This is a genomic window from Variovorax cryoconiti, assembly GCF_051216395.1.
Taxonomy (GTDB): Bacteria; Pseudomonadota; Gammaproteobacteria; order Burkholderiales; family Burkholderiaceae_C; genus Variovorax.
In genome coordinates, this window is record NZ_JBPJZI010000001.1 from 539,167 (window position 1) to 552,078 (window position 12,912).

General features: G+C 67.6%; 12 protein-coding genes. 8 read left to right on the plus strand and 4 right to left on the minus strand.

The window, feature by feature from the left end:
* Nucleotides 1–116: 116 nt before the first annotated feature.
* From ACSFA2_RS02680 to ACSFA2_RS02690, 3 genes are read right to left on the minus strand one after another with little or no spacing between them, the layout of a single operon-like run.
* Entirely contained in the window at nucleotides 117–1,094 is a 978-nt protein-coding gene (locus tag ACSFA2_RS02680; protein ID WP_435453761.1) for a TRAP transporter substrate-binding protein, read from the minus strand.
* Nucleotides 1,095–1,137: 43 nt separating this feature from the next.
* Nucleotides 1,138–2,037, minus strand: coding sequence for an SMP-30/gluconolactonase/LRE family protein (locus tag ACSFA2_RS02685; protein WP_435453762.1), 900 nt, complete (start codon nucleotides 2,035–2,037; stop codon nucleotides 1,138–1,140).
* Between the two features lie 18 nt (nucleotides 2,038–2,055).
* On the minus strand, nucleotides 2,056–2,925 hold the full coding sequence (locus ACSFA2_RS02690) for an NAD-dependent epimerase/dehydratase family protein (protein WP_435453763.1): 870 nt from the start codon (nucleotides 2,923–2,925) through the stop codon (nucleotides 2,056–2,058).
* Between the two features lie 93 nt (nucleotides 2,926–3,018).
* Here ACSFA2_RS02690 and ACSFA2_RS02695 point away from each other — a divergent pair, with 93 nt between their 5' ends.
* The 7 genes from ACSFA2_RS02695 to ACSFA2_RS02725 all read left to right on the plus strand — a co-directional run bounded on the left by ACSFA2_RS02695 (nucleotide 3,019) and on the right by ACSFA2_RS02725 (nucleotide 10,002).
* On the plus strand, nucleotides 3,019–3,801 hold the full coding sequence (locus tag ACSFA2_RS02695; protein ID WP_435453764.1) for a FadR/GntR family transcriptional regulator: 783 nt from the start codon (nucleotides 3,019–3,021) through the stop codon (nucleotides 3,799–3,801).
* Between the two features lie 106 nt (nucleotides 3,802–3,907).
* Nucleotides 3,908–4,891, plus strand: a complete 984-nt coding sequence (locus ACSFA2_RS02700) for a Bug family tripartite tricarboxylate transporter substrate binding protein (protein WP_435453765.1) — start codon at nucleotides 3,908–3,910, stop codon at nucleotides 4,889–4,891.
* A 40-nt stretch (nucleotides 4,892–4,931) separates the two neighbouring features.
* Nucleotides 4,932–5,843, plus strand: coding sequence for a 5-dehydro-4-deoxyglucarate dehydratase (gene kdgD, locus ACSFA2_RS02705; protein WP_435453766.1), 912 nt, complete (start codon nucleotides 4,932–4,934; stop codon nucleotides 5,841–5,843).
* A 133-nt stretch (nucleotides 5,844–5,976) separates the two neighbouring features.
* The gene (locus tag ACSFA2_RS02710) at nucleotides 5,977–6,426 is read left to right on the plus strand and encodes a nuclear transport factor 2 family protein (RefSeq protein WP_435453767.1); all 450 of its coding nucleotides are present in this window, start codon (nucleotides 5,977–5,979) and stop codon (nucleotides 6,424–6,426) included.
* Nucleotides 6,423–7,748, plus strand: coding sequence for a glucarate dehydratase (gudD, locus tag ACSFA2_RS02715; protein WP_435453768.1), 1,326 nt, complete (start codon nucleotides 6,423–6,425; stop codon nucleotides 7,746–7,748). Before ACSFA2_RS02710 ends, gudD begins: the two co-directional genes overlap by 4 nt.
* Nucleotides 7,749–7,835: 87 nt before the next feature.
* A complete protein-coding gene (locus tag ACSFA2_RS02720) occupies nucleotides 7,836–9,272 on the plus strand; it encodes an aldehyde dehydrogenase family protein (RefSeq protein ID WP_435453769.1) in 1,437 nt (478 codons plus the stop codon).
* Nucleotides 9,273–9,354: 82 nt separating this feature from the next.
* Nucleotides 9,355–10,002, plus strand: a complete 648-nt coding sequence (locus ACSFA2_RS02725) for a glutathione S-transferase (RefSeq protein WP_435453770.1) — start codon at nucleotides 9,355–9,357, stop codon at nucleotides 10,000–10,002.
* Nucleotide 10,003: 1 nt separating this feature from the next.
* Here the strand turns inward: ACSFA2_RS02725 and ACSFA2_RS02730 are convergent, their stop codons facing one another.
* Nucleotides 10,004–11,527 carry a glycine betaine ABC transporter substrate-binding protein gene (locus tag ACSFA2_RS02730; RefSeq protein WP_435453771.1) on the minus strand — a complete coding sequence of 508 codons (1,524 nt, stop codon included), beginning with the start codon at nucleotides 11,525–11,527 and terminating at the stop codon, nucleotides 10,004–10,006.
* A 145-nt stretch (nucleotides 11,528–11,672) separates the two neighbouring features.
* On the opposite strand from ACSFA2_RS02730, the gene ACSFA2_RS02735 reads away from it, so the two are divergent.
* On the plus strand, nucleotides 11,673–12,896 hold the full coding sequence (locus tag ACSFA2_RS02735) for an ROK family protein (RefSeq protein ID WP_435453772.1): 1,224 nt from the start codon (nucleotides 11,673–11,675) through the stop codon (nucleotides 12,894–12,896).
* The last annotated feature ends 16 nt before the right edge of the window (nucleotides 12,897–12,912 follow it).

Genomic DNA, 12,912 nt, shown 5'->3' on the forward strand with positions numbered 1-12,912 from the left:
CGCTCTGTTCGTGAAACACCGCGGGTCCGGCTCTGCCGGCCCGCTGGTGTTGCCCCCGGTAGGGGGTTGGCGAAGCGACACGAAGTGCGCGAAGCCTGGGGGCGAGCTTTATTTCTTTACTTCGTGTCCTGGACGCGCTTGACCAGATCCTTCAACTTGGCGTCGGTGATGAACTTGTCATACACCGGCTTCATCGCCGCCTGGAACGGGGCCTTGTCGACCTCGATGATCTCGGCACCGCCGGCCTTCACCGTGGCGAGCGACTTGATCTCGCGCGCTTCCCACTGCTTGCGCATGTAGGGCACCGATTCCTTCGCGGCCTGGCGGACCCAGCCCTGTTCCTGCGGCGTGAGCTTGTCCCACACGCGCTTGGAGAACAGCAGCATTTCCGGTGCCATCGAGTGCTCGGTCTTGCTGTAGTACTTGGCGACTTCGAAGGCGCGGGCGCTCTCGTAGGTGGGGTAGTTGTTTTCGGCGGCGTCGATCAGACCGGTCTTCAGGCCGGTGTAGACCTCGCCCATGGGCATCGGCGTGGCGTTGGCGCCCATGGCTTCGAGCATCGAGACCCACAGGTCGGACTGCTGCACACGGACCTTCAGGCCCTTCATGTCGGCGAAGCTGCGCACCGGCTTCTTGGCGGTGAACATCGAGCGCGCGCCGCTGTCGTAGTAGGCCAGGCCGACAAAGCCCTGCTTCTCGCAGCTCTTGAGGATCTCTTCGCCAATCGGGCCGTCGAGCACCTTGTGCAGGTGGTCGACCGAGCGGAACAGGAAGGGCATGGTCGGCACTTGCGTCTCGGCGCAGATGTTGTTCATCGGCGCGATGTTCACGCGGACCATCGACAGGGCGCCGATCTTGGTCTGCTCGATGGTGTCCTTCTCGTTGCCCAGCGAGCTGTTGTTGAACACCTTGATGGTGTGCTTGCCACCGGACAGTTCCTTCAGGCGCTCGCCCATGAACTTGACCGCGGTCACGGTCGGGTAGTCGTCGGGGTGGATGTCGGCCGAGCGGAACTCGGTCGCTTGCGCGCCGAAGCTTGCCAGCGCGGCGGTGGCGCAGGTGGCCAGGGCGATCAGTGTGCGTTGCAGTCTCATTTGTCTTCCTCTACGGGTGGTGGTTGTCGAAATACTTTTGAAATCAGAACTGGCAGGCTGGCTCGGGCAGCCCCTGCACGCCGGGGCGCAATGCGAACACGCCGCCGGCCAGCGGCTGGTCCGACAGGTCGCCGCCGGGGCGAATGGATGTGACGTAGAGCGTGTCGAGCTGCGCGCCGCCGAAGGCGCACATCGCCGGCTTCTTCACCGGCACTTCCAGCGAGCGGTCCAGCCGGCCGTCGGGCGTGAAGCGGTGCACCTGGCCGGCGTCGTTGCCGCAGATCCAGTAGCAGCCGTCGGCGTCGATCGCCGCGCCATCGGGGCGGCCGGGCAGCGGTGTCATGTCGACGAAAAGGCGGCGGTTGTGCGGCGTGCCGGTGGCCGTGTCGTAGTCGAAGGCCCAGATGGCCTGCACGGTCGGGTGCGAGTCCGACAGGTACATCGTGCGGCCGTCGGGGCTGAAGGCCATGCCGTTGGGCACGATCATCTCGCCGAACTGCACGCGCAGCGCGGCGTCTTCGTTCACGTCGCTCTGGTAGCGGTAGACCCGACCGACGCTGCGGGCGGCCGCCATGTCCATGAGCATCGTGCCGGCCCAGAAGCGGCCCTGGCGATCGCAGCGGCCATCGTTGAAGCGCATGCCGTGGGCGGCGTGGGCCGCGCGTGCGATGGGGGTGGCTGCCAGCGTGCCGTCGTCCTGCGTCGCGATGGCGAAGAGGCCGCTTTCCATGCCGGCGATCCACTGCCCCGGATGGTCGGCGCGCGGCGCGATGCACGCGAGCATCTCGTCACCGGTCCAGGTGCTGTGGGCGCCGGTGGACGGGACCAGGCGGTGCAGCTGCCGCGCCGGGATGTCGACCCAGTACAGCGCCTGTTCGGCGGCATGCCAGACCGGGCTTTCGCCGGTCGCGTTGCGGGCGTCGAGGACGAGTTCGGCTTGCATGGTGTGCGCGCCGCGGGGTCAGTCGCCGAAAGGGCCCTGAGCGGTGAAGGCCCCGCCCTGGTAGATCGCGTTGGGGTCGGTCGGCGCCACCGAAGGCTGTGCCTCGACCTTGTCGCGGAACACCTCCGAGCTGTCCTGCGGCACGAAGCCCAGGTGCGCAGCGGCGCTGTTGTCCCACCAGACGTCGCGGTTGGCCGACATGCCGTAGACCACCGTGTGCTTCACGCCCGGCGTGAACAGCGACTTCTCGATCAGCGTTGTGAGGTCGCGGTAGCTGAGCCACGTGCTCATCATGCGGCGGTTGAGCGGCTCGGGGAAGGACGAGCCGATGCGGATGCTGACCGTCTGGATGCCGTAGCGGTCGAAATAGAACTGCGCCACGTCTTCGCCGAAGGACTTCGACAGGCCGTAGTAGCCGTCGGGCCGCCGTGCGGCGCTGGCGTCGATGTGCTCGTCCTGCTTGTAGAAGCCGATCACGTGGTTCGAGCTGGCGAACACCACGCGCTGGACGCCATGGCGGCGGGCCGCCTCGTAAAGATGGAAGATGCCCTTGATGTTGGCCTCGAGGATTTCCTCGAAGGGCCGCTCGACCGACACGCCGCCCAGGTGCACGATGGCGTCGCAGCCTGCGACCAGCGCATCGACGGCCTGCTTGTCGGCCAGGTCGCAGGGGACGATTTCTTCGGCGGCACCCGCCGCGGGGGCCATGGCGCCGATGTCCGACAGGCGGATGACGTCGGCATAGGGTTGCAGCCGTTCGCGCAGCACCTTGCCCAAACCGCCAGCGGCACCGGTCAGCAGGAGGCGGTGCAGGCGCGTGCCGGCCGAAGCGGGCGCGGTGGGTGAGACTGGCTGAAGGGGGGCAGCAGCAGGAGCGGAAGCACTCATCGGGGTCTGTCTCTGTTAAGTTATCTGTTGTCGTACAACTTCTCGGAAGATTATCATCAGCGCATGGCTCGCCTGTCAACAGAAGTTCCCACCATGCCCGATGTCCCGGCGCCAGCGCCGTACATGGCCCGGCCGCGGCCGCGTGGGCGGGGGCTGGCCCACAGCCTGGTCGACGATTTCGGGGCGCGCATCCGCGACGGCGTGCTGCGTCCCGGTGACAAGCTCCCGACCGAGTCGGAAATCATGCAGGCCTTCGGTGTCAGCCGCACCGTGGTGCGCGAGGCGCTGTCGAAGCTGCAGGCGGCCGGCCTGGTCGAGACGCACCACGGCATCGGCACCTTCGTGCTGCAACAGCGCGCCAGCGGGGTGTTCCGCCTGGACGCTGGCGACATCGCCACCTCGGTCGACGTGCTGGCCGTGCTCGAGCTGCGCATCAGCCTGGAGACCGAATCCGCCGGGCTGGCCGCCACCCGTCGCACCGACGAGCAGCTGCAGGCCATGCGCCAGGCACTGGACGACTTCGAGAGCAACGTCGCCGTGGCCGGCGACACGGTCGCGCCCGACTTCCGCTTCCATCTGGCGATCGCCCAGTCGACCGGCAACCCGTACTTCGCGGACATCATGAGCCACCTGGGCACCACGATCATTCCGCGCACCCGCATCAACGCCATCCGCACCGCCGACCGAAGTGGCGCCTACCTCAGCCGCGTCAATCGCGAGCACGAGGAGATCTATGCAGCGATCGCCCGGCGCGATGCCGAGTCGGCCCGTGCGGCGATGCGCATCCACCTGACCAACAGCCGCGAACGCCTGCGGCTGGCGCAAGAGGCGGCGCGCCGCGCAGACCAGGCGGCCGACGAGGCATCGCGGGGCTGAATTTCTCGCAGCCAAGTACTGGACAAGTCATTCCCTGAGTTGTACGATGACTGATCACTTCGCTGTGAAGCGGGTGGTATCGCTTGTCAAAACAACGGAGATGCCCATGTCTATTGCTCGCCGCCGCCTCGTCGGCTCCGCCTGCCTCGCCACGTTCGCGCTGGCCGCACCCCTTGCCGCGATGGCGCAGGCTGCCTGGCAGCCGACCAAGCCCATCAAGCTCATCGTGCCGTACCCACCGGGCGGTTCGTCGGACATCATTGCCCGCGCCATCAGCCAGCCGCTGTCCGAAGCGCTCAAGCAACCGGTGATCGTGGAGAACCGGCCCGGCGCCAACGGCAACCTCGGCGCCGACTTCGTCGCCAAGTCGAACCCCGATGGCTACACGCTGCTGCTGTGCGACGTCGGTGCGCTGGCCATCAGCCCGTCGGTCTACACCAAGCTGCCCTTCGACCCGTCGAAGGACCTGCGCGGCGTGACCATGCTGGCCTATTCGCCCCACCTGTTGGTGGTGCATCCGTCGGTGAAGGCGAACAACCTCAAGGAACTCATCGCCCTGTCCAAGACCGGCGACCTGAACTTCGCCGTGACGGCCACCGGCAGTGCGCCGCACCTGGCCGGCGTGGCGCTGGAGCGTGCCAGCGGCGCCAAGTGGACCTATGTGCCGTACAAGGGTGGCGTCCAGGCCATCCAGGACACGGTCGCCGGCCAGACCCAGGTGCTGATGAACGGCATGCTCGCCACGCTGCCGCAGGTGCAGGGCGGCAAGCTGAAGGTGCTGGCCGTTTCCAAGGGCACCCGCATGCCGCTGATCGGCGACGTGCCGACCATCGCAGAGCAGGGTGTTCCGGGCTTCGAGTCCGGCACCTGGCAGGGCGTGCGCGTGGCCAAGGGCACGCCCGACGCCGTGGTGCAGCGCCTGAACAAGGAACTCATCACCGTCATTCGTGCCGCCGACATCCGCTCGCGCCTTGCCGGGCAGGGCGCCGAGGTCGTGACCATGGCACCGGCCGAGGAAGAGCAGTTCTTCAACAAGGAACGCGCGCGCTGGGCCAAGGTCGTGGCCGACGCCAACATCAAGCTGGACTGACCGGCTCCTTCTTTTCTCTCCCCCATTCACAGGACATGCGATGAACCCGCAAGAACTCAAAACCATCATGGGCTCCGGCCTGCTTTCGTTTCCGATCACCGACTTCGACGAACAGGGCGAGTTCCGGCCGAAGACCTACATCGAGCGCCTGGAGTGGCTGGCGCCCTACGGCGCGAGCGCGCTGTTCGCGGCCGGCGGCACGGGCGAGTACTTTTCACTGGCCGGCGAGGAGTACGGCCGGGTCGTCAAGACCGCGGTGGACACCTGTCGCGGCAAGGTGCCGATCATCGCCGGCGCCGGTGGCCCGACGCGCACCGCCATCGCCCATGCGCAGGAAGCCGAGCGGCTGGGCGCCCACGGCATCCTGCTGTTGCCGCACTACCTGACCGAAGCCGGCCAGGAAGGCCTGATCGCCCACGTCGAGGCCGTCTGCAAGAGCGTGAAGTTCGGCGTCATCGTCTACAACCGCGACCGCACCCGGCTCACGCCCAACTCGCTGGCCGTCCTGGCCGAGCGCTGCCCCAATCTCGTCGGTTTCAAGGACGGTGTGGGCAACATCGAAACGATGTCCTCCATCTTCATGAAGATGGGCGACCGCTTCGCCTACCTGGGCGGCTTGCCCACGGCCGAGGTCTATGCCGCCGCCTACAAGGCGCTGGGCACGCCGGTGTATTCGTCGGCGGTGTTCAACTTCATCCCAAAGACGGCGATGGACTTCTACAAGGCGGTGGCCGCCGACGACCTGCCGACGCAACATCGTCTGCTCAAGGATTTCTTCATGCCCTACCTGGAAATCCGCAACCGCGTCGAAGGCTATGGCGTGAGCATCATCAAGGCTGGCGCCCGGCTCGTAGGCCACGACGGCGGCCCGGTGCGCGCACCGCTGACGGACCTGAAGCCCAACGAAATGGAAATGCTGAAGGCGCTCATCGACAAGCTGGGCCCGCAGTAAATAGCCCACCCCCGAAGCGGCTCACTTCGTGTAGCCGCCTCCCCCTCAAGGGGGCAACACCAGCGGCCCGGCGAAGCCGGTTCCGCGGTGTTTCCGGCGAATGCAATTTCAACCAAGAAAGAGAGACAACAACATGTTCAAGAAACTGATCCTTCTCGCTGCCGCCACCGCGGTCCTCGCCGGCTGCGCCGGCATGTCCCGCGGCAGCAACGCGGCCGATGAACCGGCCGTGGCGGCTGCAGCCGAACGACTGCGTGTCGCCATGATCGACCCGACCCCGGCCGCGCTCAACGCGCTGGTGGCCGATGAACTGAGCTACGGCCATTCGGGCGGCAAGGTCGACACCAAGACCAGCTTCATCGCCGACCTGATGGACCGCAAGTCGGACTTCGTCACCATCGCCATCACTGACCAGACCATCAAGCTGGTCGACAACGTCGCGATCGTGCGCCACACGCTCACGGCCGACACCAACGATTCGGGCAAGCCGGGCAAGGTCAGCATCAAGATCCTCGGCGTCTGGCAGAAGCAGGGTGGGGACTGGAAACTGCTGGCGCGCCAGGCCGTCCGTCCGCCGCAATGACAACACCCGTCGTCACCGAACTGCGCGTGGTCCCGGTCGCGGGCCACGACGGCATGCTGATGAACCTGAGCGGCGCGCACGGGCCGTTCTTCACCCGCAATCTGCTGATTCTCAAAGACAGCGCCGGCCACACCGGCGTGGGCGAGGTGCCCGGCGGCGAGAAGATCCGCCAGACGCTGGAAGATGCGCGCGGCCTCATCGTCGGCCAGCCGATCGGCCGGCACAACGCGGTGCTCAACGCCATGCGCGCCCAGTTCGCCGACCGCGACAGCGGCGGCCGCGGCACGCAGACCTTCGACCTGCGCATCGCCATCCATGCGGTCACGGCGGCCGAGGCCGCGCTGCTCGACCTGCTCGGCCAGCATCTGAACGTGCCGGTCGCGGCGCTGCTCGGCGAAGGCCAGCAGCGCGATGCGGTGCAGATGCTCGGCTACCTGTTCTACGTCGGCGATCGCAGCAAGACCGACCTGCCGTACCGCAGCGAACCGGAAGCGGACAACGACTGGTTCCGCCTGCGCCACGAAGAAGCCATGACGCCCGAAGCCATCGTGCGCCTGGCCGAGGCCAGCCATGCGCGCTACGGCTTCACCGACTTCAAGCTCAAGGGCGGCGTGTTGCGGGGCGAGGAAGAGGTCGAGGCGATCCGTGCGCTGCACGAGCGCTTCCCTGAGGCGCGCGTCACGCTCGACCCGAACGGCGGCTGGCTGCTCAAGGACGCGATCCGCATCACGCGCGACCTGCACGGCGTGATGGCCTATGCAGAAGACCCGTGCGGCGCCGAAGGCGTGTTTTCCGGCCGCGAGGTGATGGCCGAGTTCCGCCGCGCCACCGGGCTGCCGACCGCCACCAACATGGTCGCCACCGACTGGCGCGAGATGGTGCACAGCCTGTCGCTGCAGTCGGTCGACATCCCGCTGGCCGACCCGCACTTCTGGACCATGGCCGGCTCGGTGCGGGTGGCGCAGCTGTGCCAGGCGTGGGGCCTGACCTGGGGCTCGCATTCGAACAACCACTTCGATGTGTCGCTGGCCATGTTCACGCACGTGGCCGCGGCTGCGCCCGGCAAGGTCACGGCGATCGACACGCACTGGATCTGGCAGGACGGGCAACGCCTGACGAAGGCGCCGCTGCAGATCGAGGGCGGCTACGTGCAGGTGCCGACGCAAGGCGGCCTGGGCGTGGAACTGGACATGGACGAGGTCGAAAAGGCGCACCAGCTGTACCTGAAGCACGGCCTGGGTGCGCGCAACGACGCGCAGGCCATGCAGTACCTCATTCCCGGTTGGCAGTTCGACAACAAGCGGCCTTGCATGGTGCGCTGACGCGTTAACCTCGGCACCCACTCTGTTTCTTCCCAAGCCGAAGCGCGGTCGCTTCGGCTTTCTCACTTTTCACCACAAGGATCCGACATGCAACAACACGACAACCTGATCGGCGGCGAATGGAAGAAGGGCAACAGCTACAGCCCGAACCTGAACCCGTCGAACCTGGGCGACACCATCGCCGAGTACACGCAAGGCGACGCCGCCCAGGTCGACGCCGCCGTGGCCGCCGCCACCGCCGCCTTTCCGGCCTGGTCGACCAGCGGCATCCAGATGCGTTCCGACGCGCTCGACAAGATCGGCACCGAGATCCTGGCGCGCAAGGAAGAACTCGGCACGCTGCTCGCGCGCGAGGAAGGCAAGACCCGCGCTGAAGGCATCGGCGAAGCCACCCGTGCGGGCCAGATCTTCAAGTTCTTCGCGGGCGAATGCCTGCGCCTGGCGGGCGAGATCATTCCGTCGGTGCGCCCCAACATCGGCGTCGAGATCACGCGCGAGCCGGTCGGCGTCGTCGGCCTGATCACGCCCTGGAACTTCCCCATCGCGATTCCCGCCTGGAAGATCGCGCCGGCGCTGGCTTTCGGCAACTGCGTGGTGCTCAAGCCCGCCGACCTGGTGCCGGGCTCCGCCTGGGCGCTGGCCGAGATCATCAGCCGCTCTGGCATTCCCGCGGGCGTGTTCAACCTGGTGATGGGCCGTGGCAGCGTGATCGGCAATGCGCTGGTCGAGCACCCCGGCATCCACGCGATCAGCTTCACCGGCTCGGTCGGTGTCGGCCGCAACATCGCCGTGCAGTGCGTCAAGAGCCACAAGAAGGTGCAGCTCGAGATGGGCGGCAAGAACCCGCAGGTCATCCTGGACGACGCCGACCTGGCCCAGGCCGTCGAGCTCAGCGTGCAGAGCGCCTTTTATTCCACCGGCCAGCGTTGCACCGCGTCGAGCCGCCTGATCGTCACCCAGGCCATCTACCCGAAATTCATCGAGGCGATGAAGGCCCGTATGGAAAAGATCAAGGTCGGCGATGCGCTCGCGCAAGGCACCGACATCGGCCCGGTGTCGAGCCAGAGCCAGCTCGACCAGGACCTGGAATACGTGAAGATCGGCCAGGACGAAGGCGGCACGCTCGCGGCGGGCGGCCAGCGCCTGAAGCTGGACACCGAAGGCTTCTACATGTCGCCGGCGCTGCTGGTAGACACCGAGAAGACGGCGCGCATCAACCGCGAAGAAGTGTTCGGCCCGGTGGCCAGCGTGATCCGCGTGAAGGACTACGAAGAAGCGCTGGCCACGGCCAACGACACCGAGTTCGGCCTGTCGGCGGGCATCGCAACGACCAGCCTGAAGTACGCGACGCACTTCAAGCGCCACAGCCAGGCCGGCATGGTGATGGTCAACCTGCCGACCGCCGGCGTGGACTACCATGTGCCATTCGGTGGGCGCAAGGGCTCCAGCTACGGCCCGCGCGAGCAGGGCAAGTACGCGCAGGAGTTCTTCACCGTCGTGAAGACGGCCTACACCCTCGCCTGATCGTTCCGCGCTGAACGCCATGCCCGCCGCGCTTGCGCCGCGGGCATTTTTCATGGGCGTCGGTCTACCATCGCAGCGTCCCATGCTGCCCATCCTCTATTCATTCCGTCGCTGCCCCTTCGCCATGCGCGCCCGCTTCGCACTGCTGGCCAGCGGCACGCGCTGCGAGTTGCGCGAGGTGGTGCTGCGCGACAAGCCGGCCGCCTTGCGCGAAGCCTCGCCCAAGGCCACGGTGCCGGTGCTGGTCGACCTCGATGGCACCGTGATCGACGAGAGCCTGGCGATCATGCGGTGGGCGTTGTCGCAGCGCGATCCGCAGCGCTGGCTCGTGCCGTCGGCCGGCACGCTCGACGAGATGCTCGCACTGGTCGCGCAGTACGACGGCGACTTCAAGCAGCACCTCGACCGCTACAAGTACCCGAACCGCCATGAAGGCGCCGATGCGTTGCAGCACCGGGCCGAAGCCGCCGTTTTCCTCGATGCGCTGGAGACACGGCTGCGCGGGTCGCGTCACCTGTTCGGCGATGCGCCCGCCCTGGCCGACATGGCCATCGCGCCCTTCGTGCGGCAGTTCGCGCAGGTGGACGCGGCCTGGTTCGCCACAGCCCCATGGCCCGCGACGCACGCGTGGCTGTCGGCGCTCACCGAATCTCCGCTCTGGGCGAGTGCCATGCCGAAGTTTTCGGCCTGGCGGCCGGGCGATGCGGTGGTCGTCTTCGGAGAAGGCTGATTCAGCCTGCCCGGCGCAACAGCAGCCGGTCGATGGCCTCGAACATGAGTTCGCTCAGCAGCGCGAGCGCCGCTGCAGGCAGCGCGCCGGCCAGCAGCAGTTGCCGGTCGTTCAGCGCCAGCCCGGTGACGATGCGCTCGCCGAAGCCTCCGGCGCCGATGAAGGCGGCGATGGTCGCGGTGCCGATCGCGATCGTCGTCGCCGTCCGCACGCCCGCCAGCAGGGTCGGCATGGCGAGCGGCAGTTGCACCAGCCGCATGCGTTGCGCCGATGTCATGCCGAGCGCCGTGCCGGCCTGTCGGAGGCCTTGCGGCACCTCGGCCAGGCCGGTGACGGTGTTGCGCATGATGGGCAGCAGTGCATAGAGCGTGAGCGCGATCAGTGCGGGCAGCGTGCCGATGCTGCCGATCAGCGAGATCAAGACCGCCAGCAGCGCCAGCGAGGGAACGGTCTGCATCAGGCCGGCGATGCCGAGCACCACGGCGCGGGTGCGTGCATGCGCGGACACCCACACCGCCATCGGAACGCCGGCCAGGATGGCCAGACCGACCGACACCGCCACCAGCAGCAGATGCTGGCGCGTGAGCCGCCCCAGGTCGCTGCCGAACAGCTTGGCCAGGAATCCGCGTTGCCCCTCCGAGGCTTTGCCGCCCGCGAGGAAGTCGCCGGCGATGGTGTCGAAGGCCGTGCCCTGCAACTCGGCGCGCGCGTTCATCGCGATCATCGCGCGTTCGTCGATGCGGCCTTCGAGCGTCTGCAGGGCGGCCCAGGCGGCCGGCAGCCGTGTCGGCAGGTCCAGGCGGTAGAGCAGTACCGCGTCGTAGCGCGGGAAGTAGCCGCGGTCGTCCTGCAATACGCGCAGGCCGAGGTGGTCGATCTTGGCATCGGTCGTGTAGATGTCGATCCCGTCGACCTGCTTGGCCGCGATGGCGTCGTAGGCCAGCCCGTGGTCGAGCCCGGTGGGCTTCTGCGTGAAGCCGTAACGCGCGGCCAGGCCCTGCCAGCCGTCGGCGCGGCCGATGAATTCGTTCGACAGGCCCAGCGTCAGTTCGGGGTGTCGGGCCAGGTCGCTGAGCGTGGCGAGCTTCAGCCGGTCGGCGTCGGCACCGCGCATCGCGAGCGCATAGCCGTCGTTGAAGCCGAGCGGCACCGCGACGCCCAGGCCCAATGGTGCGAGCCTGGCGTTCATCTCGGCGCGCGTCATGGTGGCGTTGCCCTGCAGGATCTCCAGCGCGATGGTGCCGGTGTATTCGGCATACACGTCGATCGCGCCGGAGCGCAGCGCCTCGTACACGATGGCCGTGTTGCCCAGGCCCTGGCGAACCACGGGCGCGACGCGCGTGTGCGGTGCGGCTGTCTTCGCCAGCACCTCGGCCAGGATGTACGACTCGGTGAAGCGCTTCGAGCCGATGCGAAGCGGCTCGCCCTGCGCGCATGCAGCGCCTGTGCCCAAGAGCATCGCCAGGAAGAGCAAGGGGAGCAGCGCCGACCGCCAGGCGCGCTGGAGCGGGTACGGCAGCAGCATGCGGTCAGTGTATCGGTCAGGCCGCATTCCTACAGCCGGTCGTGCGCAGCGCCGATGGGCCGGCCCCGCGTCCGCAGCGACAGTCGGTGTACGGCGACGCCGACAGGCGACCTCGACCCTTTCCCACTTTTTTTCGAAAGAGCCCATGGCCCCCAAGACCGTGCCGCCCCATCTTGCCGATGCCCACGGCGCCCGTGAACTCCCCGCCGTGATCGTCGACGGCTACAGCCTGCAGTTGCGCGACAAGACCGGGTTCGCCGGCGATGCGGCCAGCCAGACCGCCTTTCGCGCGCTGCTGGAGCAATGGCGCAAGCGCCGGCGCCAGAAGGGCGAGGACGACCCTTTCGGCGATGTCGCATCGCGCGACCTTAGCAAGAAGGCGCTCGACCGCGTGCTCGGCCGCAAGCGCGCCTCCGAGGGCGCCGATCTGCTGGAAGGCGCGATCGAAGAGTTCGCCGAAGAACTGGCCCATGTGGTGCGCCGCTTCCTGCGCGAGCCCTCGTGGGACAAGGTCCAGCGCATCGTGATCGGCGGCGGCTTTCCCGAGAGCGCCGTGGGCGAACGCGCCATCCTGCAGGCCGCGATGGTGCTGCAGCACATGAAGGTCAAGGTGCCGATCGCTCGGCTGTCGCACGAGGTCGACGACGGCGGCCTGATCGGCTGGGTGCACCTGGTGCCGCCGGACATGCTCGCGGCGCACGACGCGATCCTCGCGGTCGACATCGGCGGCACGAACCTGCGCTGCGGCATCGTGAAGACGCGGCGCAAGAAGGCCGAGGACCTGTCGCTGGCCAAGGTGGTCAAGCGCATGAAGTGGCGCCATGCCGACGACAAGCCCAGCCGCCGCGGCTTGCTCGAACGGCTGTCGGAGATGCTGCAGGTGCTGATCGACGAATGCGAGCGCAAGCAGATCCGTCTCGCGCCCTTCGTCGGCATCGCCTGCCCCGGACGCATCCGCGACGACGGCTCCATCGCGCGTGGCACGCAGAACCTGCCGGGCGACTGGGAAAGCGACACCTTCCACCTGCCCAGCGAGCTGAGCAAGAAGCTGCCGACCATCGGCGGTGCGCCGACCACGGTGCGGCTGCACAACGATGCCGTGGTGCAGGGCTTGAGCGAACTGCCTTTCATGCAGGACGTGAACCACTGGGCCGTGCTCACCATCGGCACCGGGCTGGGCAACGCGAGTTACACCAACACGCCTGGCCGACTGGCGCGTTTGCAGAAGCAGGAGGCGGCCGAGCGGGCCGCCAAGGCCGTGAAGGCGGAGCAGGCCGAGCGTGAAGCGAAAGCTGCCAAGGCAGCCAAGGCGGCAAGGACCGCGAACGTTGCGAAGGCTGCCAAGGCCGCAAAGGCCCGCGGCGCCTGAAGCCCGAAGCGCTGAG